Origin of the sequence: Myroides indicus, from assembly GCF_004364575.1 — a bacterium.
Classification (GTDB): Bacteria; Bacteroidota; Bacteroidia; order Flavobacteriales; family Flavobacteriaceae; genus Flavobacterium; species Flavobacterium indicum_A.
Window position 1 is genome coordinate 136,624 of the sequence record NZ_SOAG01000001.1, and the last position, 21,342, is coordinate 157,965.

Here is a 21,342-nt window from a genome sequence, read left to right on the forward strand (position 1 = left end):
TTACGTTTATCATGCTTGCATAGTTTGTATCTTTGAGGTTTAGTTTTAGATTATGATTTATCCGGAAATAAAGTTAGCCCAAGCTATTATCAAAATATGTAAAGCAAAAAATATTCAGCAGATTATAATATCTCCCGGATCGCGAAACGCTCCCCTAACTATAGGTTTTGCCAGTGATCCTTTTTTTAAGTGCTACAGTATAGCCGATGAACGATGTGCTGCTTTTTTTGGCATGGGAATCGCTCAGCAAACCCAAACGCCTACAGCGTTGGTTTGTACTTCCGGTTCGGCTTTACTCAATTATTATCCTGCTGTTGCAGAAGCTTTTTACAGTCAGATTCCACTGATTGTTATCTCGGCAGACAGACCTTTGTCCAAAATAGATATTGGAGACGGACAGACCATCCGACAACAAAATGTATATGAAAATCATATTTTGTACAGTGCCAATTTAACCGAAGAAGAAAGTCCTGCTAATGATGCCTTGATTAATAATGCCATCAATACGGCTATTGCCAAAAAAGGTCCCGTACACATCAACGCCCCTTTTGAAGAACCTCTATACAATACCGTACCCGATTCTACAGTAAATCCATCGGTTATACAAATTGAGAGTTTACCACAAGACAATATTGACTATATTGATTATATTCAAAAGTGGAACAGCACTTCCAAAAAATTAGTTTTAGTTGGGGTAAACAATCCCAATATATTCTCTCAGGATATTATTGATTTTCTGGGAAATGATACTTCTGTCGTGGTTATGACCGAGACAATGTCTAATCTGCATCATAAGAACTTTGCTGCTCACATAGACAGAATTATTACCACTTTTGACGAGAGTGATTTTAAAGACTTTCAACCGGAGATATTAATTACATTGGGCGGCATGGTCGTGAGTAAACGCATCAAAGCTTTTTTGCGCAAATACAAACCGGCACAACACTGGCATATCGATACGCTTCGCCATTACAACACTTATGATGCTTTATCTGATAAAATTTTTGATACGCCCCAAAATTTCTTTACTGTTTTAAAAGAAAACGCAGCTTCTCCCCTTTCCGATTACCAACCCCGGATGTTGGCTATTGTCAAAAAGCGCAAAGAAAAACACGCTGCTTTTATCAAAAGCATTCCATTTTCCGACTTAAAGGTATTCGATCGCATATTGCCTCAGCTGCCTCCATACACTCAATTACAAATCGGAAACAGTTCTGCAGTTCGCTATACCCAGTTAATTCCGATAGATGAAACCATAACTGTATTCTGTAATCGCGGAACCAGCGGAATTGACGGAAGCACATCAACAGCCATAGGGGCTGCTATAGGTTCTCAAAAAACAACGGTTTTAATTACCGGAGATGTCAGTTTTTTTTACGACAGCAATGCTTTGTGGAATAATTATATTCCGTCCAATTTTAAAATTATTCTCATCAATAATAACGGCGGAGGAATATTCAGGATTTTACCCGGACATCAGGAGAATCAGATTTTTAATACCTATTTTGAAACCAGTCATCAATACAATGCTCAACATCTGGCTAAAATGTATGGTTTTGAATATCTGTATGCAGATAACGAGCAGGATTTAGAAGCTTCTTTAAGCAAGCTGTGGAAGATAAACAATAGTCCGTCGATCTTGGAAATTAAAACTCCTTCCGTTACTAATGACACCGTTTTAAGTAATTATTTTAAGAATCTATAATTTTTAACATCCGATATATTTTTAATTGATTGTTTTTTATTATCTTGTTTGTACTAATAAAAAAAACATTATGAGTAAAAGAGATGAACTTATTGAAAAGTACGCTGCAGATTTAAAAGAAAAATGCGGCGTTACACCAAACATGGAACTGTTAAAAAAAGTAACTATCGGATGTGGTCCTTCAATTTACAACAAAGACTCGTCTACAATAGCGGCTTCTCAGCCATCTGAAATCAGTACAGTAAAAAATAATTTTTTAATCAAAAAATTAGGACTAAAAGACGGTCCGAAACTGGATGAAGCAATTGATGCAGTTATGGATCAATACGGGAAATCCAACAAGAATAAATACCGCGCGGTTATTTACTATTTGCTTACGGTACACTTTAAAAAAGAAAGTGTTTATTCTTAATGAAAAATAAAATTGCCCTGTGTTCCAAAGAATATCAGGGCAATTTGTAATATTACATTCCTTTCTTTTTTAATTCAATTGCCTGTTGGTATAAATCTTCGTACAAAGGAAGTACTTTTTCTATACTAAATTTTTCCGCTACTTTTTTAGCGTTTTCTTTATATTTAAGCAGAGTATCTTTGTCTTTTAATACAATTAAAGCATTCTCTGTCATATTTTTAACATCGCCCACATCGCTTAAAAAACCTGATACTCCATTTTCATTCACCTCTGAAAGTCCTCCGGCATTACTTGATATAACCGGTACTCCGGATGCCATAGCCTCTAAAGCGGCTAAACCAAAACTCTCTGTCTCGGAAGGCAATAAAAACAAATCGGAATAGGATAAAATCTGTTCAATTTCTGTGCTGTTTCCAAAAAATATAATCTTGTCATAAATTCCCAATTCCATTGCCAAACGCTCTGCTCTCTCCTTTTCAGGTCCGTCTCCGACCATCAGTAGTTTTGTCGGAATCTGTTTTTGAATTCCATAAAAAATAGAAATTACATCCTCAATTCTCTTGACTTTTCTAAAATTACTGATATGCGTAACAATGTATTCTCCTTTACTGGCTATCGCACTTCTTTTACACGGCGTATCGTTAAACTCTGTATTTTCTTTAATCTCTATAAAATTAGGAATAACACAAATATTTTTCTTAATATCAAATAAATCGTACGTTGATTGTTTTAGCGAGCTTGAAACTGAAGTAACAAAATCTGAGTTGTTAATACTAAAACTCACTGCCGTTTTATAATTGGGATGGTTACCTACCAATGTAATATCCGTACCGTGCAGCGTGGTAATCATAGGCAGATCTATCCCCTGTTCTTTCAGCATTTGTTTTGCCATATACCCTGCATATGCGTGCGGAATGGCATAATGAACGTGTAAAACATCTATATCAAACTGTTTTACCATATCTACCAATTTACTGGACAAAGCCAGTTCATAGGGCTGATAGTGAAATAAGGGATATTCGGGAACATTTACTTCATGATAATAAATATTTGGATTTAATAACGCCAGGCGAACAGGCTGGCTATAGGTAATAAAATGGACTTCATGATTTCTTTTGGCCAGCTCAACTCCAAGTTCTGTGGCTACAACTCCGCTACCACCAAAGGTGGGGTAGCATACTATGGCTATTTTCATATATAATGCAAACTAATTTCGAAAGCTTAAATATAAACCGAATATTCAACAAAAAGAGCCACGAGGGCTCTTTTCTTCTATTTCTTATTTATTATTTAACATTTAGCTTCTACTCTGAACCGATGGAATTATAGATAACGGTTTGGATGTTTTCTCTTACATTTTCCTGAGATAATCTGTTTTTACCGCTATCAGGATAAGTGCGGTTAGACAAAAAAACATACACCAATTCTTGTTCAGGATCTGCCCAAGCCATAGTTCCGGTGAAGCCCGTATGTCCGAAACTTTGTGAAGATGTACAGTTACAGGTTGGTCCGGGGTTGCCTTTTAATTGAGGCTTGTCGAACCCTATTCCTCTGCGATTACCGTTTTTACAGTAGACACAATCGTTAAACGTTTTAAAGGTCTGTTTAGAAAAAAAATGCTCTCCTCCATATTCTCCTTCATTCAAATACATCTGCATCATCTTTGCCACGTCTAAAGCGGTTCCGAATAACCCTGCATGCCCCGAAACTCCACCCTGCATAGCCGCCGTCATATCGTGCACATACCCTTTTACAGTTGTATATCTGAAATACTGATCTTCTTCTGTCGGAGGTATTTCGCCAATATCGTACTTTCTCAATGGAAGATAAGTCAGTCTAGTTGTTCCCATTTTACTGTAAAATGCATTTTCTACAGCAACATCCATGGATTGATGGTAACTGTTTTCAATCCACTCTTTTAAAGCTATAAATCCTAAATCGCTGTATTTGTATTCTTTTTTCTTTGCCAGTTTGGACTCTGCAATATCTCTCAAAATCTGCTGGTTATAATTCGCTTTGAGAAACAGGTTTTCAGAAACCTGTATCGGATATTGCTGTGAATATACATAGCTGTAAAGCTCGTGTTTAGGCTTTCCGCTTTCGTCCAATGTTTTTTTGTAAAAAGGGATCCAAGCTGGGAGCCCCGATTGATGGGTCAGTAAATCTTCAAAAGTAATAGAAGCTTTATCTGAGTTTTTTAATTCGGGAACCAAGTCTCCTAATTTAGAATTCATATTGATCTTCCCCTCATCGTATTTTTTCATCAAAAGAGGTAAGGAACCCAAAATTTTCGTCAGTGAAGCCAAGTCGTATAAATCTGTATCTTTTACCGGATAATCCTCATTGTAGGTGTGATTGCCAAAGGATTTCTGGTAAACAACATTTCCGTGCCTCGCTATTACGATCTGAATACCCGGTGTTAACTGATCGGCAACTGCCTTTTGAGCGATACTGTCAATTTGCCGTAAAACAGAAGGATTCATTCCTTCATTTGCGGGAGTAGAAAATCCCAGCCGATGAACAGATTTTGTCTTTATTCCTTTTCCTGCTTCAAACTTGTCTTCAATCGTTACCGGAAGCTCTCCTTTGGCACCAATAGCACCAAAAATAACTTGTGCGGCAGCGCTTTGTGCAAATGCATTATTCTGGTATGCCTGCAATAGTCCGGATATATTGTCTATATTGCTTTTATCCAAACTCATCAAAGCATAAGCTTTAGAAAACGGCACTAAAATGACTTTAGTTTCCTTATTTAGTTTGCGGATGATATTTAATTCTTCTAATGAGAAATTGTGATTTCGCCATGGATTGTCTACTTTGTGATAGCCTACAACCATTACAGTATACCGCCCGGCACTACTTAAATCATCTGCTTTTACTTCGTCTACATCTGCATATTTTCTCAACATCTCTAAAAAATAAGTCCCGTCATCGTCACCTAATCTTAGATATCCTATTTTTTGTTTTTCTAAATGTTTTAAAGGGATGAGTTTATCTTCATTTTTAAGCAAAGTCATAGCATCTTTATACAGCTTAAGGTTTAAATCATCATATTCCTCTGCATTTAGATCTTGCACTAAATTATCTAAATTCACAAAATTTGATGTTATAAGTCCGGCTTCAAATTTATAAGCTAAAACCTTTTTAACCGAATAAGCCAGTCTTTTTTCGGAAATCTCCCGATTGGTATAAGCTTTCTTTATCATTTCAACCGCCGTAGGAACATCTTCGGGAAAAAGCAACAGATCATTTCCGGCTTTAAAAGCCGCTAATTCCACCTCTCCGGGTTTGAGATAATTTGCTGCTGCCTTCATATTTAATGCATCAGTAAAAATAAGCCCTTCATACCCCATTTCTTCACGCAATAATTTGGTAACAATATTGTATGACAACGAACTCGGTACATTTGTATCCGGTTCATAAGCGGGTACATTTAAATGGGCTACCATAATACTGGCGATATTCTCACCTATTAACTTCCGATACGGATAAAGCTCGGTTTTGTGCAATCTGTTTTTATCAAAATCAATTAAAGGTAATTTATAATGCGAATCTGTCGATGTATCTCCGTGTCCCGGAAAGTGTTTTGCCGTAGCAAAAATGTGGCTGTTTTGGTATCCTCGAGTAAAAGCAATTGCTCTTTCAGTAACCATTTCACGCGTTTCGCCAAAAGAGCGCACACCGATAATAGGATTATCAGGATTTGTATTAATATCTACAACCGGTCCAAAGTTAAACTGCATTCCCATCCTTTTTGTCTGTTTTGCCATTGCTTTGCCCAAATCTTCTATTAGATCCATATCCTGAACGGCTCCCAACGTCATATTGTACGGAAACTTATAAGTAGAGTCCAACCGCATACTCAGCCCCCACTCGCCGTCAATTCCAACAAGCATAGGAAGTTTACTTAGACTCTGCAGCCTGTTGTGAATTTTTGCCTGCCTAACCGGACCGCCTTGAAAAAAAATAAGTCCTCCTATATGCTGTTCCTGTACAAGTTTTTCTAAGCTTTGAATATGTTTTTCATCTTTGTTGGAATATGCGGCAACCATAAAAAGCTGTCCAATCTTTTCTTCCAACGTCATAGCATTGTAAACACTATCTATCCATCGCCTCTGTTGCTCTGTATTCTTTATTTTTTGCCCCCAAACTGATGAACCTATCATCAATAGCAACAATATTGTTTTCTTCATTTTTAGTTTTTATTTATAAAAAAATCACCACCAAAAAAATTGATGATGATTTTTTGACAGGTATAAAATTAATCATTCCTGATTATTTAAAAAAGCGACTGTGCCAACTTTCGGCAGCAGGAACTTCCCAAAAATCTTTAAATTCGCCTACACTGTTTACCAAATTATTGAAAACGATTGTATTAGCCGATACTGCTTTTTCTTTTACCATTTGTTTAAACTCCAACAAAGTTTTAAAAGCAATAAAATCGCCTGTTTTATAGGTCACGTTCATTTTGTCTAACAAATCAACATTATATTTCTGCTCAATATCCTGAATTACACGTACAGAAGCATCAATAGAACAACCGGAAGCCGAGTGGTAATCCTGATCTACTGCCAAAACTATAAACCTATTGTACTTTATTGTGAAAGAAGCATCTAATGGTGTAGCATGAGCTGCCCAATTGGTTGTAAAATCCAATAATGTTTTTTCTATTTCCTGTAATTCTTCATCTGTAAACTTACGATTGGACTGATAGATCCAAATTCGAGAGTTATCCGACATTTCTTCAAACGGTTTATACATATCTTATAAATCTTCTGCATTTGCAATTAATTCGGCTACATCCAGTACTTTAACTTCGCCTTCTTTTTCTTTAAATTTAACGCCGTCAGTCAGCATCGTATTACAAAACGGACAAGCAGCGGCAATAATATCGGGTTGCGTTTCCATAGCATCGTCTGTACGTTCTACATTTACGTCTTTATTGCCTTTTTCAGGTTCTTTAAACATCTGTGCTCCGCCGGCTCCACAACAAAGTCCGTTCTTCCGAGATCGCTTCATTTCTACGAGTTCCGCATCCAGTTTTTCAATTAATTGACGGGGCGCCTCATAAACCTGATTAGCTCTGCCTAAATAACACGGATCGTGGTAAGTAATTCTTTTTCCTTTAAATTGTCCTCCTTCAATTCTCAGTTTGCCTTCATCCAACAGAGATTTTAAAAATTGGGTATGATGAACTACTTCATATTTTCCGCCCAACTCAGGATATTCATTTTTAAGGGTATTAAAACAATGCGGACAGGCTGTTACTATTTTTTTGATCTCATATCCGTTTAATACCTCAATATTCATCATTGCCTGCATTTGAAAGGCAAATTCGTTTCCTGCTCTTTTTGCCGGATCTCCTGTACAGCTCTCCTCAGTTCCCAATACAGCAAAAGAGACGTTTGCTTTATTTAATAATTTTACAAATGCCTTTGTAATTCTTTTTGCTCTGTCGTCAAAACTTCCCGAACAACCAACCCAAAATAAAACATCGGGCTGTTCTCCTCTGGCCATCATTTCTGCCATGGTTGGCACTACTAAATTTGCTGACATACTTTTTTATATTTTGATAATCTGTACGTAAAGTAAGATTAATGAAGTTAGTAAATTAATTTTCGTCTTTCCAGTTTAATCGATCCATTTGATTGTACTGCCAAGGTGCTCCGTTATTTTCGATATTCTGCATCATATTGTTCAGTTCAACAGGCGCTGCACTTTGCTCCATTACCAGATAACGTCTCATATCCATGATAATTGACAACGGGCTTATTTCAATCGGACACTCTTCTACGCACGCATTACAGGTATTACAAGCCCATAATTCTTCCGCTGTAATATAATCATTCAGTAGCGTTTTTCCGTCATCTACAAATTTTCCTCCGTTTGCATCCATAATTTTGCTTACATCTTCCAACCTGTCTCGAGTGGACATCATAATCTTACGAGGCGACAAGGCTTTTCCGGTAATATTTTGAGGGCAGGCAGAAGTACATCTTCCGCACTCTGTACAAGAATAAGCATTCAAAAGCTGTACCCAGTTTAAATCCATCACATCCTGAGCTCCGAATTTTTCAGGTTCTCCCTGTGGTTCTGCAGGTGCTGCAAACGGATCGGCATTTGGATCCATCATCAATTGAACTTCCTTAGTTACGGATTCCAGATTATCAAACTGTCCTTGCGGATTTAAATCAGCATAATACGTATTTGGAAAAGCTAAAAATATATGTAAATGCTTGGAATAATACAGGTAATTCATAAAAAACATTACTCCTATAATGTGTCCCCACCAACAAATACGCTCAATTAATGCAACGGTTTCTAAATTTAAACCGTTAAAAATAGGACTGATAAGATTTGAAACCGGAAAAGAACCTGCTAATACATAATGAGAATAGCCTTGTGACTGCAAGTAATAGTCAGCAGCATTCATCACTAAAAAGAAGCACATTAAAATTGTTTCAATATAAATAATAGTATTGGCGTCTTTTTTAGGCCAACCATCCATTTCGGGCTGATTAAAACGCTTTAATTTGATTATATTTCTTCTGATCCAGAATACAACTACTCCAAAAACGACTAAAAAGGCAAGAATTTCAAAGAAACCGATTAAAAAATCATATCCGCCTCCCAAAAATTTAAATACCCGGTGGGTTCCAAACAATCCATCGATTATAATTTCCAACATTTCAATGTTGATGATTATAAATCCTACATACACAAAAATGTGTAAAATAGCCGGAATCGGACGTTTTACCATTTTTGACTGTCCTAAAGCCACCCGAATCATATTTTTCCAACGAGCTTTAGGATTATCCGTTCTATCAATATCTCTACCCAATTTGATATTGCGAATGAGTTTTTTTACATTTTTTATAAAAAAACCAAACCCCACAATTAATAGTAGTAGAAATAATGCTTGAGCTAAATAATGCATAATTGTAATAGTTGTTTCAATGAATTGTTAGTTTATTTTGTTTAGCTGATAGTTTGTTTATTGTTGTTGTGAATTTGTTGTATTGTCTGATTCAGGTTCCTGATAAGGCTGTGCTTTTTTTCCGAATAGAGAAAAATGTACATACCGCTTTGGATTTTCTTTTAAATCTCTCAGCAATTGTTCTAATTCTTTAGAAGCTCCTGCCAGATTATTGTACATTTGGTCATCCTTCAAAAGCTTGCCTATTGTTCCTTTTCCACTGTCAACGTCAGACATAATTTTATCTAAGCTGCCAGTGGCGTTGTCTAATTTAGCAAAAGTAGATTTAATATCCAAAGAATTCAACTCTAGCGACAATTCTGAAAAATTTGAACTCACGGTATTTAAATTGTCCATTGTTTTGTCCAGCTTCGGTGTTGTTGTTGCTATAAGCCGGTTGGCGCCTGCCAATGTTGCGTCTAATTCTGCTATTGCACTTTTTAAATTAACCTGCGTTTTATTGTCAATTATATTGTTAATTGCCAACATCATTTGATTGGCATTTTTTAATAATTCTTCTACTTTTTGTTGTAAAGGTTCTAACTGCCCCCCTAGTTTTTCAGTAATATCTAATTGAACTTCACCTTTCAAGTAATCGCCTGAACTGGCATAATCCGTATCTCCAAACTTTGGATCTATTGAAATTCCTTTTCCGCTAATCAGACCCGGCGAATAAATCGTTGCTATACTTGATTTTGATATATTCATTGATTTATTCATCGTAAGCTCTACAAGCAGTTTTCCGTTTTGCTGATTAATGTCAATATTAGACACCTTCCCCACAACAAGTCCATTGATCGTAACGTTAGAAGACATAGTTAGTCCCTCAACATTACTGTACTCCACATAATATTTAGTGCTATTATCAAAAAGGTTTTTCCCTTTTATAAAAGAATATCCCCAAATGAGGAGCAATATCGCCGTCAGTACTAAAACAGCTGTTTTAATTTCTCTTGATATTTTCAAAACTCAATAATTTATACGTGCAAAAATAAACTTTTATTTTGATAAAATAAGTTTCCTATTTCAGAGCTTCTTCTAAAGGAATCTGCTTTCCGTTTTTGTAGGCTACAATAAATGAAGAGGAATGTCCCTTTGCTTTTGCTTCTGCCAGTCTTTGTTTTGCCTCTGTATAATCAGAGGTTTCAGAATAAAAATACTTGTTTATTTTTTTCCCTTTTTCCATCGTAACATTGCTTAACCCCTTAAAGTTTTGAGGCTTTAAAGCTAAAACTCTTGAACTTGCCGCTATTTGAATTTTAAATGTTACACCTTTTACTGCTGATTTTGTATTGGCTTGAGGTTCGTTCACGTTTGTTTCTGTGTGAGCGATGCCATTGTTGTAATAAGCATTTTTATAGCTTATGATTCCTTGAGCAATAGACTTTGCAAGTTCCTTTTGTCCTTTTGACGAACTTAAATAAGCACCTTCTTCTTTATTAGATACAAATCCGAGCTCTATTAATATACTTGGCATAAAAGCACCGTGCAGTACCCAAAACGGACCTTGTTTTACTCCTCTGTTTTTTCTTTTCAAATCATATGTAAAACCATCCTGAACTCTACTGGCTAAATCAATGCTCTGCTGTACGTAATCTTCCTGAATCAACATTAATCCGATAATAGATTCCGGTGCAGAAGGATTAAATCCGGCATATTGTGTTTTATAGTCATCTTCCATCAAAATAACAGAGTTTTCTTGTTTCGCTACTTCGAGGTTTGACTTGTTTTTACTTAAACCCATTACGTAGGTTTCTGTTCCAGAAGGAGAGCTAGAAGCCACTCCGTTGCAATGAATCGACACAAAAACATTTCCTTTTGCCTCATTTGCCATAACAGATCTTTCCTTTACCGGAACAAATACATCTTTACTCCGGGTATAAAAAACCTCAATATCCGACTCTTTATTTAAAATTTTCCCCACCTCTAAAGCAACCGCTAATACAATATCTTTTTCAACATTTTTTAAATGATTAGTTCCGGTATCCTTTCCGCCATGACCGGGATCTAAAACTACTTTAAACTTTTGTTTGTTTTGTGCAGACATTGTCAAAGTCAACAAAACAAGAGTCATCAGAGTTAGCCATTTTGCTCGGTTGCGATTCATAAAAAAGATATTTATAATTGTGTATAATATTGAATTAAATTATATTTTTCAGAAAAAATATATGTAAGTTTGACACGTTAAAATAACGAGCTTGATTTTACAAAAATAGCATATATTATAGATTTGCGTACAAATATTTTTAATATCGTTTTAGTTTTATCTTTTATTTGTGTTTTATCATTCCAAAAGATATTGGCACAAGAATTTGATAAACAACCCACAACGCTAAAAACAACTCTGCCGAACGACAGTATAGTTTCTCCTCAGGATTCTATCCGTCCCGCTATGGAATCAGTTGTGCAAGACAGCACGCAATTAAAAAATGACAGCATTGCAAACCCCGCTAAAAAACCCATTTTAGAAGCTATTGTATATCGCAAAGCGAAAGATTACGAAAAACTCGATCAAAAAAAGAAAGAACTTACACTGTATAACGAAGCCGAAATCAAATATCAGGATTTTGAATTAAAATCTGGGATTATTGTCTTTAATTATGACACCAATGAAATATATGCCGGAAGAATAAAAGACAGTTTAGGAAATTTATCTCAGCCTCCTGTTTTTACGCAAGGTTCACAAGTAGTAGAACCAGATTCTATCCGATACAATACCAAAACCCAAAAAGCTCTGGTATGGCAGTCTAGAACTTCTCAAGGCGAATTCCGCATAAAGTCAGAGGTCACCAAAAAAGAAAATGATTCGGTCTACTTTATGAAAGACGTTATTTTTACTACTGCCAAAGATTTAGACGATCCGGAATATTACTTTAAAACGCGAAAAGTAAAATTTGTTCCCAACAAAAAAGTGGTTGTAGGAGTTACCAATATGGTTATTGCCGATGTTCCCACACCGTTAGGACTTCCTTTTGCTTTTTTTCCGATGTCCGAACAAGCAGAATCCGGCTTCATCATTCCCAGCGTGGGAGACACTAATGAGCAAGGGTATTACCTGCAAAACGGAGGGTACTATTTTGCTATAAGCGATCAGCTGGATTTGACAGTTCAGGGAGACTATTATACCAACGGCAGCTGGGCGTTAAGGGGAAATAGTAACTATGCAAAACGATACAAATACAATGGTCGAGTCTTAGTCCGGTACGAAAACAATATTTTTAGTGAAAAAGGATTGCCGGATTACCAGTCTTCCAAACTATACAATATTCAATGGAACCACAATCAGGATCCTAAATCGAACCCCAGTTCAAGATTTTCTGCATCGGTAAACTTAGGAAGCAGCCAGTATTTCAGACAATCCAATAACTCTTATAACGTAGGGGCTTCGTTAAACAATACGATGAGTTCTTCAATCAGTTACTCAAAAACATTTGAGAGCACTCCTCAAGTCAACCTCTCACTAACCGCTACACACTCTCAATCAACCAATACACAGGATATCAACATGACTTTGCCCACCCTGCAGTTAAGTGTAGACAATATGTTTCCGTTTGCTCCTAAAAACGGAATTAAAAAGGGAATTATAAAAAATCTAAAATTTTCATACAACCTGAGAGGTGAAAACAGGGCAAGAACAAAAGAAGAATTTTTCTTTAAAAAAGAAATGTTTGATAGTTTAAACACAGGATTTCAACACAGCATTCCTATCTCTACCAACTTTAAAGTATTTAAATACTTTTCAGTAACTGCAGGAGGAAATTATAATGAAGTATGGTACTTTGACACTACCAAAAAAGAATATAATCCTGAAAAAAACAAGGTTGAAGATATTCGTGTTAACGGATTTGACAGCTTTAGAACCTATAATTTTACAGCCAGTGTAGGAACAACTATTTACGGTACATTTAACTTTAACAAAGACGCAAGAATACAAGCCATCAGGCACGTTATGCGTCCGAATATCGGATATTCATATACACCTAGTTTTGAGCAGTATTACGATACGTATGCCATTGATGCCACCGGACAGACTATGCAGGATTACACGCGATTTCAAGGCGGATTATTCGGAGCTCCGGGCAAAATGAATTCCAATATGCTGAACATGAGTTTAAGCAACACCTTTGAAGCCAAAATAAGAGATGATGAAAGCGAAACCGGCGAACCAAAGAAACTCATGCTCTTGAATAACCTAAACTTTTCAACCAGTTATAACATTTCTGCCGATTCATTAAAATGGGCACCAGTCAGAATGAGCGCAGGAACTGCTATTCTAAAAGATAAAATGCAGATTAACCTCGGAGCTACATTAGACCCGTATGCTCTTGATAACAATAACCGACGAATAGATGTTTACAATATTAACAACGGAGGTAGCTTGTTCAGACTTACCAGTGCGAACTTAACCGTGAACTGGTCTATGTCCAGCAATGACCCTTTATTCGGCAACAGCGATACTCCCAATCAAAATTCTATCGACAACGGAGGACGAGGAGATGATTTATTCGGACAATCTATGAACCTCGGAGATAATAGAGACAGTATGTTTGGCAATGAGGATGATGATGCAGAAAGGCCTTTTGAAGGGTTTTATAATGCCAAACTCCCATGGGACTTAACGTTTGCCTATTCCTTAACATACAATAATTCGCAAAGGCAAAACGAAATTGTCAATAACTCCGTAATGGTTTCGGGTAATATCGAACTAAGTCCACGATGGAAAGTAGGCTTTTCATCTGGTTATGATTTTGTTCAAAAAGGAGTTACCTTTACCCAGCTGCGATTTGAAAGGGATTTATTAAGCTGGCGAATGGACTTTACCTGGGTACCCATCGGAACATATACCAGTTGGGGATTCTTCATCGGAATCAAGTCTTCTATGTTGAGCGACATCAAATGGGAAAAGAGGAAATCTCCTGACAAGCGCTTTTTCGCAAGGTAAAATCCACGAATAATTAACCCAAAAATAAAAAACACATGAAAAAAATTATAAATTCTCCTGCTGCCCCTGCCCCAATAGGTCCTTATAACCATTCTGTTATGGTTGGTGACTTGCTTTTTATATCGGGACAAATTCCGTTTAACCAGGCCAAGGAAATACTGATTACATCAGGAATCGAAGACGAAACCAAACAGGTTATGACAAATCTGGAGGCAATTTTAAACGAAGCAGGAATGACCTTTGAAAATGTGGTTAAATCGACCATTTTTTTAATCAATATGGACAATTTTTCCACAATAAATGAAATCTATGGTCAACATTTCAACAAAGAAACTGCACCGGCAAGAGAATGCGTACAGGTTGCTAAACTTCCACGCAATGTAAATATCGAAATTTCGATGATTGCTGCAAAAAAAGGTTAATTCTCTGAATTTCTATGTTCTGATACAAACCCACAAAACATTTTATTTGTGGGTTATTTTTTAATTTAACTTTCCTCCTTATTTTACGGCCTCAGCAATATTTTATTTTATTTTTTAGTTATTTTTTTATATATTGCATTTTTGTCACAATTTATTTTTGTTTTTATCTGCAATTTGTGACTTTATCTTTATTATCTATAAAATAAAACAACCTTTATTATGAACATGGAACCAATGAAGTACAAGGCTTATTTATTGAGTAATTTTAAAACTATTCCTCAATTAGAAAAAATGAATGCTGAAGATATTGAAGCAATTGAAGTAGTAGGAAATGTCTTGCCTTTTAAAGTTAACAATTATGTTATCAATGAACTAATTGACTGGGATAACTACAAAACAGATCCTATTTTTAGATTAACTTTTCCGCAAAAAGAAATGCTTTCTCATACAGATTATGAGTTAATGAGAAAAACACTACAAAACACGCAGGATAAGGCTAAATTAAAAGAAATAGCTAATAAAATTCGCTACAAACTCAATCCTCATCCGGCTGGTCAAATGGAATTAAATGTTCCAAGTGTAGGCGAACACAAATTACCGGGCGTACAGCACAAATACGATCAGACGGCTTTATTTTTCCCCAGTTCGGGACAAACTTGCCACAGCTATTGTACCTTTTGCTTTAGATGGGCACAATTTGTAGGGATGGACGACATGAAATTTGCCATGAGAGAAACCGACTTGCTTGTTCAATACCTGGAAGAACATCAAGAAGTAACCGATTTATTATTTACCGGAGGAGACCCCATGATTATGAGCTATAAAGTTTTTAGCCAGTATATTACTCCTTTTTTGTCACAAGACAACAAAACCAATATTCAAACCATCCGGATAGGCACTAAGTCATTAGGTTTCTGGCCTTACAAATTCCTTACCGATGCTGATGCTGATGATTTTATTGCTTTGTTTAAAAAAATTGTTGACAGCGGTATTAATCTTTCTATAATGGCTCATTTTAATCACCCGAATGAATTGAAGACCCAAGCAGTTCAGGAAGCCGTAAAAGTCATTTTGGCTACAGGAGCTCAAATCAGGACACAGTCCCCTCTTATAAAAGGGATAAACAACTCCGCTGATGTATGGGCTCATATGTGGAGAGAACAGGTAAATATGGGAATGATTCCATACTACATGTTTGTAGAAAGAGATACCGGCGCTCAACATTATTTTGAAGTTCCTTTAGAACAGGCATGGTATATTTTCAGAAAAGCATATCAGCAAGTCAGCGGTATTTGCAGAACAGTCAGAGGACCAAGTATGTCCTGTACCCCCGGAAAGGTTCAAATTTTAGGTGTAACAGAAATAGAAAAAAACGGAAAAATGCAAAAAGCTTTTGCCTTAAGAATGATACAAGGTAGAAATCCAAACTGGGTGGGTAAAGTTTTCTTTGCTAAATACGATTCAAAAGCTAGCTGGATGGATGACTTACAGCCTTTTTATGGCAACGAATTCTTTTTCAATGAAGAATTAAGAGAAATGATTCAGAATGCAGGATAAGGTAAAAATACACATGATTTGATTAAACATCAAACATGTGTATTCTTTAATATTTAAAATAATAGAAATTATAATATTATTAGTTTCTCTTGAATATAAATTGATAAGAAAATCTTGTAAACTTTCACTATTTTTACCCAAAATTTGGTTTGTCATGTCTAAAACAGTTTTATCATTACAAGGAGTGGATATCTATCAGAACAATCATAAAGTATTGTCTAATTTGAATCTTGAGGTAAAAAATGGAGAATTTATTTACATCATCGGCAAAACCGGTGCGGGAAAAAGCAGTTTTATGAAAACACTTTATGCCGACTTACCTCTTTTGACTGGACAGGGCAATATTGTTGATTATGATTTAGGTAAGCTCAAAGAAAAGGATATCCCTTACTTAAGAAGATCTCTGGGGGTTGTTTTCCAAGACTTTAAGCTTTTGCCGGATAGAACTATTTATGGAAATTTACACTTTGCATTAAGAGCGACAGGATGGGCTGAAAAAAAAGCGATGGATAGAAAGATTGAAGAAGTTCTTGATAAAGTAAGTATGCTGCCACACATTCAAAAAATGCCTCATCAACTTTCCGGGGGAGAGCAGCAACGCGTAGCTATAGCACGTGCCTTGCTCAATGATCCGGATTTAATACTAGCAGACGAACCAACGGGAAATCTCGACCCGCAAACTAGTGCAGAAGTAATGGAACTGTTACTCAAAATCAATGAAAGCGGAAGAACTATTATTATGGTTACGCACGATTATGCTCTCCTGCTAAAGTATCCGGCAAAAACACTGAAATGTGATGATGGAACTATTTTTGAAGTTGTCCACAGAACTGCTCAGTAATGCTTTCTGTCCTCATTCCTGTATATAATTATGATATTTTTCCACTCGTCACAAGATTATATGATGAATTAATAACTCTTACAACAGATTTTGAAATTCTGGTGCAAGACGATTGTTCCCATCATCATTACAACAATAATCATATTAATAACTTAGAAAATTGTCATTATGAAATAAATACCCAGAATATTCAACTGGCAAAAAACAGAAATTTACTCATTGATAAAGCAAAATATGACTGGGTATTATTGTTAGATGCCGATGTTTATCCACAAAAAAAAGATTTCATAGCGCATTATCTAAACTCCATACCACAGCATTTATTTATTCAAGGTGGATTATTATACAAAAATCAAAAACCTGCAGAAAATCAATTATTGCGATGGAAATACGGACATTCACGAGAAGCAGCAATTTTCTCAAAGAGAATTAAAAATCCCCATGGATTTATAAGTTGTATGAATATTTTATTCAATAAAAAAGTGATTAAGATTCGTTTTAACCCTACTATTACACAATATGGGTTTGAAGATTTTTTATTTTATAAAGATGTAAAACAAAGCAACATTAATATTCATGTTATTGATAACCCTATATATCATATAAGTGGAGAAAGCTCTAAACTATTTTTGACAAAAACAAAAACAGCGATGACTAATCTGGTCAATCTTCTCAATAAAAATATTTTAGAAAAAAAGGACACTAAAATTACACGCTTTTACTTTTTTACGGAATCCTTCAAGTGTACTTGGGCAGTTGAACTAGTGGATGCATTATTGTTTAACATAATAACAAAAAATCTGCTAGGTAAAAATCCAAATCTAAAGCTTTTTGATTTGTATAAGCTCATTATTTTTCACCGCAATTGGACTGCTCTACAAAAAAGGAAAACCACATAGCTATTATTTCCTCTTTGCAAAATCTATCTGTATTTTGAATTGCTTTCCTGCTCATTTTCTGTAGTAACTCATTATTTGACATTAATTTAATTACTTTTTTTTCAAATTGCTGTACATTGCCTTTTGGAATTAAAAAACCATTTTCTCCATTTCTAATAATATCGGCGGGGCCAAAATCAACGTCAAAAGCAATAACCGGTTTTCCTAAAGCCATAGCTTCCAAAAAGACCATTGGCATACCTTCCAGATGACTAGTATGAATTAAAAAATCGGCCTGACTGATCGCTTTCTTTAGTTTTTCCTGACTTAATAACCCTTTCCAAATAACGTGAGAATAATTTGTATTCCGATTCAGTTCATTCCAATAAAGTTCCTCCCCTGCTCCATATATTTCCAAAGTCCAATCGGGTTGCTGAATTGAAACTTTTCTCCAAATTTGTAGCATTTGCTGATAGTTTTTTTCTGACGAAAGACGTCCAATAGCAATTACTTTTTTATTGAACTCAAAGATTTTGTTTTCACTTTTCGAAATATCAATAAAATTGGGAATAACAAGCGTTTGTCTTTGTTTCCATTCCTTTTGCATATGAGAATTCAACAAAATTATACCGTCAAACTTTATACTTAAAAGACGAGTTATCCGAAGAATAAACCAGTCTTTCAGCTTATTCTGACAATTCAAAACGAGATTATTTCGACTGCCATGTACCTCAAAATAAATCGGTCTGTTTTTTAAAAAACATGGGGCAAAATAAGCTTTAATCCCATTATCGGTTACTAAAATTATATCCGGATTAAATTCGAAAGCTACTTTTTGTACAAACTGATAATAGCGTTTTAACTGTATAAAAGAACTTATCTTCTTTTCGTAAAACTCAAATTTAACTTTATTATCAAAACTATAAAAAGTTTCCGTTTCAGAATCATTAGTGCTTACAATACACACGTCTATAGCCCTTTGAACAAAAATATTTACTTTATCAGCAACAATTTTTGCCACCCCACCCGATTCCGTTATAAAAGTTGCCAGATATAATATTTTCATTTTATTTCAGCCTCTATTTGTCAGCATATTCTGCATTATTTTTTGTTACCTTCGCAAATATTCACTTCAAAAATAGACCAATATTCTTATGCCACAAAAAAAAATAAAAATTGCTCTGATTGGAGACAGCTTAAAAGGAGGAGGTGCTGAAAAAGTACACGTTTTGCTGGCATCTTATTTTATTGGACATGATATGGAAGTTCATACTATCTTAAATTTAAACGAAATAGATTATCCAATTGAAGGAACAGTTTTAAACTTAGGATTATTAAAAACAAAAGGAATACCAATCTTCCAACGGATTAAGCGTTTTTTAAAACTACAAAATTATATAAAACTACAAAAATTTGATTTCATTATAGATTTTCGTTGTCATAATAAACCACTGACAGAGTGGTATCTCACTCAAACTCTATTTAAAAGAAATTATATTCCTACCATCCACAGCAGCAAGACAGAATGGTATTTTACCTCTAGTGTTTTCTGGGCGAAGAAACTTTACAAAAAAAGCTATAAAATTATAACTGTCAGCCAATATATTGCAGATGAAGTAACAAAAAGGTATGATTATCACAACGTACAAACCATCTACAATCCTATCAATTTAAAAATGATAAATCGTTTAAAAGAAGAAGATTGCCCGTTTTTAAATTTAAAATATATTGCAGCAACAGGTAGTATGGAGAGTGATATTAAACAATTTGACAAACTTATTGACTATTACTCTCAAAGCCATTTGCCTAAACAAAACATCAAACTGATTATTGCCGGCGAAGGCAATTTAAAATCTGCTTTGTTACAACAAATACAAAATCTTAATTTAGAAGAGCATATTATATTAACCGGATTTTTAAAAAATCCCTATACGCTGATGCGCAACGCCCTTCTCAGCGTTTTATGCAGTAAAAATGAAGGATTTCCAAATGTAATTATCGAATCGCTAGCTTGCTCCACTCCTGTTGTCAGTTTTGACTGCGTTTCAGGTCCGAACGAAATTATTGAAAATAATAAAAATGGTCTGTTAATTAAAAATCAAGATTTTAAAGCTTTAATTTACGCTGTTGAAAATTTGGTAAACAATCAAACCTTGCTTTTGCATATGCGCAAAAATGCGCAAAAAAGCATTGAACACTTAACACTCGAAAATATAGGAAAACAATGGCTAGATTTACTCCGTTTTAAACCAAATTTATAGTCATGCTACAACCCCTTGTATCTGTTATCTGCACTTGTTTTAATCACGAAAAATACGTGATTAAAACACTTGATTCTGTTTACAATCAGGCTTATCCTTTTGTTCAGATAATCATTATAGATGATTGTAGTACAGATAATTCTGTAATAAAAATAAACCAATGGATACAAAATAAAAAAGAAGTTGTTTTTATTGTTAACGATAAAAATATAGGAATTACCAAAAGCTTTAATAAAGCTGCAAAATATGCCAAAGGAGACTTTTTACTCGATTTATCTTGTGATGATATACTGTTTCCCCATTCAGTTGAAAAACAGGTTTCTGCCTTTTTAAAATGCGACCTGAATCAGACTGCTTTAGTCTTTAGTAATGCTGAACTGATTGACCAGAACAATCATTTTTTGGGATATTATTTTGATGTTAATCAGCATAAAAAAGTAATATATCAGATTCCCACCCAAGATTTATATACTTATATCTTACAAGGAGAAAAAAACTGTATTTGTTCTGTTTCTGCTCTAATAAACAAACGTGTTTTTGACCGTTTACAAGGTTATGATGAAAACCTGTTTTTTGAAGATTTGGACTTTTGGATACGAGCTTCCAGAAGCTACAGAATAGTTTATTTTGAAGATTTCTGGGTGCAGAAACGCATTCTGAAAGATTCTCTCAGCTTTATGTTCAACCGCAACAAAAAACACACTGCAGCTTTGCATGGCACAATGTATAAAATTTTCGAAAAAGTGTACGACCTCAATCAAAACAAAGAAGAGGACAACGCTATAGTAAAGAGAATCAATACTACTTTGATGAATAATTTAAAAATGGGAAGATTTTTATTTGTTTATAAATTACTTAAGCTAAAAGTTCAATTTAAAAAAAGAAAATTTTAGTTCTCAATATTTTATATTTTTAAATATTATTTTTTAGATAATTTAAATTTTTCAAAATCGCGAATGTAGTCTTCTTCTGAAAATTCATCTGAAGTAACCACCAGACATACCGAACCTGAAGAAAATTTTTTGATTTCACGCCAAATTCCCTGAGGTAAAAGCACTCCAATATCGGGTCTGTTCAAGTGAACTGTCTTTTTTTTTTCTCCATCATCCAGTGTCACTTCAAAACTACCCGATAAAGCAAACAGCGCGCTTTTTTGTTGTTTGTGTGCATGTCCGCCCCTTTCTGCGCCAGATGGAACATCGTACAAAAAATAAACTCTTTTAATAGCAAACGGCACAATATTTTTTTCAATGACTGACAGATTTCCTCTCGGATCTTCTATTTTAGGCAAAACAATTTCAATACAGTCTTCAACTCTGGTATTTTTCATCACACGGTATTTTTACAA

The 21,342-nt window shown here is 35.0% G+C and carries 18 protein-coding genes; 9 read left to right on the forward strand and 9 right to left on the reverse strand.

All coding sequences use genetic code 11. The features are described 5' to 3' along the window. The first annotated feature begins 52 nt into the window (after positions 1-52). Both menD and C8P70_RS00620 read left to right on the forward strand, forming a co-directional pair. Positions 53-1,705: a 2-succinyl-5-enolpyruvyl-6-hydroxy-3-cyclohexene-1-carboxylic-acid synthase gene (menD, locus tag C8P70_RS00615; RefSeq protein ID WP_133711413.1), complete on the forward strand. Its 1,653-nt coding sequence runs from the start codon at positions 53-55 to the stop codon at positions 1,703-1,705. A 70-nt stretch (positions 1,706-1,775) separates the two neighbouring features. Next, positions 1,776-2,117, forward strand: a complete 342-nt coding sequence (locus C8P70_RS00620) for a DUF2853 family protein (RefSeq protein ID WP_133711414.1) — start codon at positions 1,776-1,778, stop codon at positions 2,115-2,117. Positions 2,118-2,169: 52 nt separating this feature from the next. On the opposite strand, the gene bshA is transcribed toward C8P70_RS00620, so the two are convergent. The 7 genes from bshA to C8P70_RS00655 form a co-directional block, all read right to left on the reverse strand. Next, the gene (gene bshA, locus C8P70_RS00625; RefSeq protein WP_133711415.1) at positions 2,170-3,312 is read right to left on the reverse strand and encodes an N-acetyl-alpha-D-glucosaminyl L-malate synthase BshA; all 1,143 of its coding nucleotides are present in this window, start codon (positions 3,310-3,312) and stop codon (positions 2,170-2,172) included. A gap of 109 nt (positions 3,313-3,421) precedes the next feature. Then, positions 3,422-6,310, reverse strand: coding sequence for a glycoside hydrolase family 3 N-terminal domain-containing protein (locus C8P70_RS00630; protein ID WP_133711416.1), 2,889 nt, complete (start codon positions 6,308-6,310; stop codon positions 3,422-3,424). Positions 6,311-6,392: 82 nt separating this feature from the next. Next, positions 6,393-6,878 carry an ABC transporter ATPase gene (locus C8P70_RS00635; RefSeq protein ID WP_133711417.1) on the reverse strand — a complete coding sequence of 162 codons (486 nt, stop codon included), beginning with the start codon at positions 6,876-6,878 and terminating at the stop codon, positions 6,393-6,395. A 3-nt stretch (positions 6,879-6,881) separates the two neighbouring features. Further along, a complete protein-coding gene (locus C8P70_RS00640) occupies positions 6,882-7,673 on the reverse strand; it encodes a (Fe-S)-binding protein (RefSeq protein WP_133711418.1) in 792 nt (263 codons plus the stop codon). Positions 7,674-7,728: 55 nt separating this feature from the next. Further along, positions 7,729-9,054: a (Fe-S)-binding protein gene (locus C8P70_RS00645; RefSeq protein WP_133711419.1), complete on the reverse strand. Its 1,326-nt coding sequence runs from the start codon at positions 9,052-9,054 to the stop codon at positions 7,729-7,731. A gap of 57 nt (positions 9,055-9,111) precedes the next feature. Then, the gene (locus C8P70_RS00650) at positions 9,112-10,059 is read right to left on the reverse strand and encodes an MlaD family protein (protein ID WP_133711420.1); all 948 of its coding nucleotides are present in this window, start codon (positions 10,057-10,059) and stop codon (positions 9,112-9,114) included. 55 nt (positions 10,060-10,114) lie between these two features. Further along, entirely contained in the window at positions 10,115-11,200 is a 1,086-nt protein-coding gene (locus C8P70_RS00655; RefSeq protein WP_133711421.1) for an N-acetylmuramoyl-L-alanine amidase family protein, read from the reverse strand. 165 nt (positions 11,201-11,365) lie between these two features. On the opposite strand from C8P70_RS00655, the gene C8P70_RS00660 reads away from it, so the two are divergent. The 5 genes from C8P70_RS00660 (at position 11,366) to C8P70_RS00680 (ending at position 17,754) form a co-directional block, all read left to right on the forward strand. Continuing rightward, positions 11,366-14,035, forward strand: a complete 2,670-nt coding sequence (locus C8P70_RS00660) for a putative LPS assembly protein LptD (RefSeq protein ID WP_394346283.1) — start codon at positions 11,366-11,368, stop codon at positions 14,033-14,035. Between the two features lie 35 nt (positions 14,036-14,070). Further along, positions 14,071-14,457 carry a Rid family detoxifying hydrolase gene (locus tag C8P70_RS00665; RefSeq protein ID WP_133711423.1) on the forward strand — a complete coding sequence of 129 codons (387 nt, stop codon included), beginning with the start codon at positions 14,071-14,073 and terminating at the stop codon, positions 14,455-14,457. A 219-nt stretch (positions 14,458-14,676) separates the two neighbouring features. Then, on the forward strand, positions 14,677-16,014 hold the full coding sequence (locus C8P70_RS00670) for a KamA family radical SAM protein (RefSeq protein ID WP_208293370.1): 1,338 nt from the start codon (positions 14,677-14,679) through the stop codon (positions 16,012-16,014). 154 nt (positions 16,015-16,168) lie between these two features. Next, positions 16,169-16,855 (forward strand): cell division ATP-binding protein FtsE, encoded by a 687-nt coding sequence (locus C8P70_RS00675; protein ID WP_133711424.1) that lies wholly within the window; start codon positions 16,169-16,171, stop codon positions 16,853-16,855. Next, complete coding sequence (locus C8P70_RS00680; RefSeq protein WP_133711425.1) at positions 16,855-17,754, forward strand: glycosyltransferase family 2 protein; 900 nt, start codon at positions 16,855-16,857, stop codon at positions 17,752-17,754. The genes C8P70_RS00675 and C8P70_RS00680 overlap by 1 nt, the downstream gene beginning before the upstream one ends. Here C8P70_RS00680 and C8P70_RS00685 read toward each other — a convergent pair. Further along, the gene (locus C8P70_RS00685) at positions 17,705-18,799 is read right to left on the reverse strand and encodes a glycosyltransferase (RefSeq protein ID WP_133711426.1); all 1,095 of its coding nucleotides are present in this window, start codon (positions 18,797-18,799) and stop codon (positions 17,705-17,707) included. The two genes, C8P70_RS00680 and C8P70_RS00685, sit on opposite strands and share 50 nt — an antisense overlap. Positions 18,800-18,887: 88 nt before the next feature. On the opposite strand from C8P70_RS00685, the gene C8P70_RS00690 reads away from it, so the two are divergent. Both C8P70_RS00690 and C8P70_RS00695 read left to right on the forward strand, forming a co-directional pair. Beyond that, positions 18,888-19,994 (forward strand): glycosyltransferase, encoded by a 1,107-nt coding sequence (locus C8P70_RS00690; protein ID WP_133711427.1) that lies wholly within the window; start codon positions 18,888-18,890, stop codon positions 19,992-19,994. Between the two features lie 2 nt (positions 19,995-19,996). Then, positions 19,997-20,887 carry a glycosyltransferase gene (locus C8P70_RS00695; RefSeq protein WP_133711428.1) on the forward strand — a complete coding sequence of 297 codons (891 nt, stop codon included), beginning with the start codon at positions 19,997-19,999 and terminating at the stop codon, positions 20,885-20,887. 26 nt (positions 20,888-20,913) lie between these two features. On the opposite strand, the gene C8P70_RS00700 is transcribed toward C8P70_RS00695, so the two are convergent. Continuing rightward, positions 20,914-21,324 (reverse strand): sugar 3,4-ketoisomerase, encoded by a 411-nt coding sequence (locus C8P70_RS00700; protein WP_133711429.1) that lies wholly within the window; start codon positions 21,322-21,324, stop codon positions 20,914-20,916. Positions 21,325-21,342: the final 18 nt, after the last annotated feature.

Coding starts and splice junctions, on each gene's coding strand:
- menD (WP_133711413.1), top strand. CDS start 53: ATGATTTATCCGGAAATAAAGTTAGCCCAAGCTATTATCAAAATATGT.
- C8P70_RS00620 (WP_133711414.1), top strand. CDS start 1,776: ATGAGTAAAAGAGATGAACTTATTGAAAAGTACGCTGCAGATTTAAAA.
- bshA (WP_133711415.1), bottom strand. CDS start 3,312: ATGAAAATAGCCATAGTATGCTACCCCACCTTTGGTGGTAGCGGAGTT.
- C8P70_RS00630 (WP_133711416.1), bottom strand. CDS start 6,310: ATGAAGAAAACAATATTGTTGCTATTGATGATAGGTTCATCAGTTTGG.
- C8P70_RS00635 (WP_133711417.1), bottom strand. CDS start 6,878: ATGTATAAACCGTTTGAAGAAATGTCGGATAACTCTCGAATTTGGATC.
- C8P70_RS00640 (WP_133711418.1), bottom strand. CDS start 7,673: ATGTCAGCAAATTTAGTAGTGCCAACCATGGCAGAAATGATGGCCAGA.
- C8P70_RS00645 (WP_133711419.1), bottom strand. CDS start 9,054: ATGCATTATTTAGCTCAAGCATTATTTCTACTACTATTAATTGTGGGG.
- C8P70_RS00655 (WP_133711421.1), bottom strand. CDS start 11,200: ATGAATCGCAACCGAGCAAAATGGCTAACTCTGATGACTCTTGTTTTG.
- C8P70_RS00665 (WP_133711423.1), top strand. CDS start 14,071: ATGAAAAAAATTATAAATTCTCCTGCTGCCCCTGCCCCAATAGGTCCT.
- C8P70_RS00670 (WP_208293370.1), top strand. CDS start 14,677: ATGAACATGGAACCAATGAAGTACAAGGCTTATTTATTGAGTAATTTT.
- C8P70_RS00675 (WP_133711424.1), top strand. CDS start 16,169: ATGTCTAAAACAGTTTTATCATTACAAGGAGTGGATATCTATCAGAAC.
- C8P70_RS00680 (WP_133711425.1), top strand. CDS start 16,855: ATGCTTTCTGTCCTCATTCCTGTATATAATTATGATATTTTTCCACTC.
- C8P70_RS00685 (WP_133711426.1), bottom strand. CDS start 18,799: ATGAAAATATTATATCTGGCAACTTTTATAACGGAATCGGGTGGGGTG.
- C8P70_RS00690 (WP_133711427.1), top strand. CDS start 18,888: ATGCCACAAAAAAAAATAAAAATTGCTCTGATTGGAGACAGCTTAAAA.
- C8P70_RS00695 (WP_133711428.1), top strand. CDS start 19,997: ATGCTACAACCCCTTGTATCTGTTATCTGCACTTGTTTTAATCACGAA.
- C8P70_RS00700 (WP_133711429.1), bottom strand. CDS start 21,324: ATGAAAAATACCAGAGTTGAAGACTGTATTGAAATTGTTTTGCCTAAA.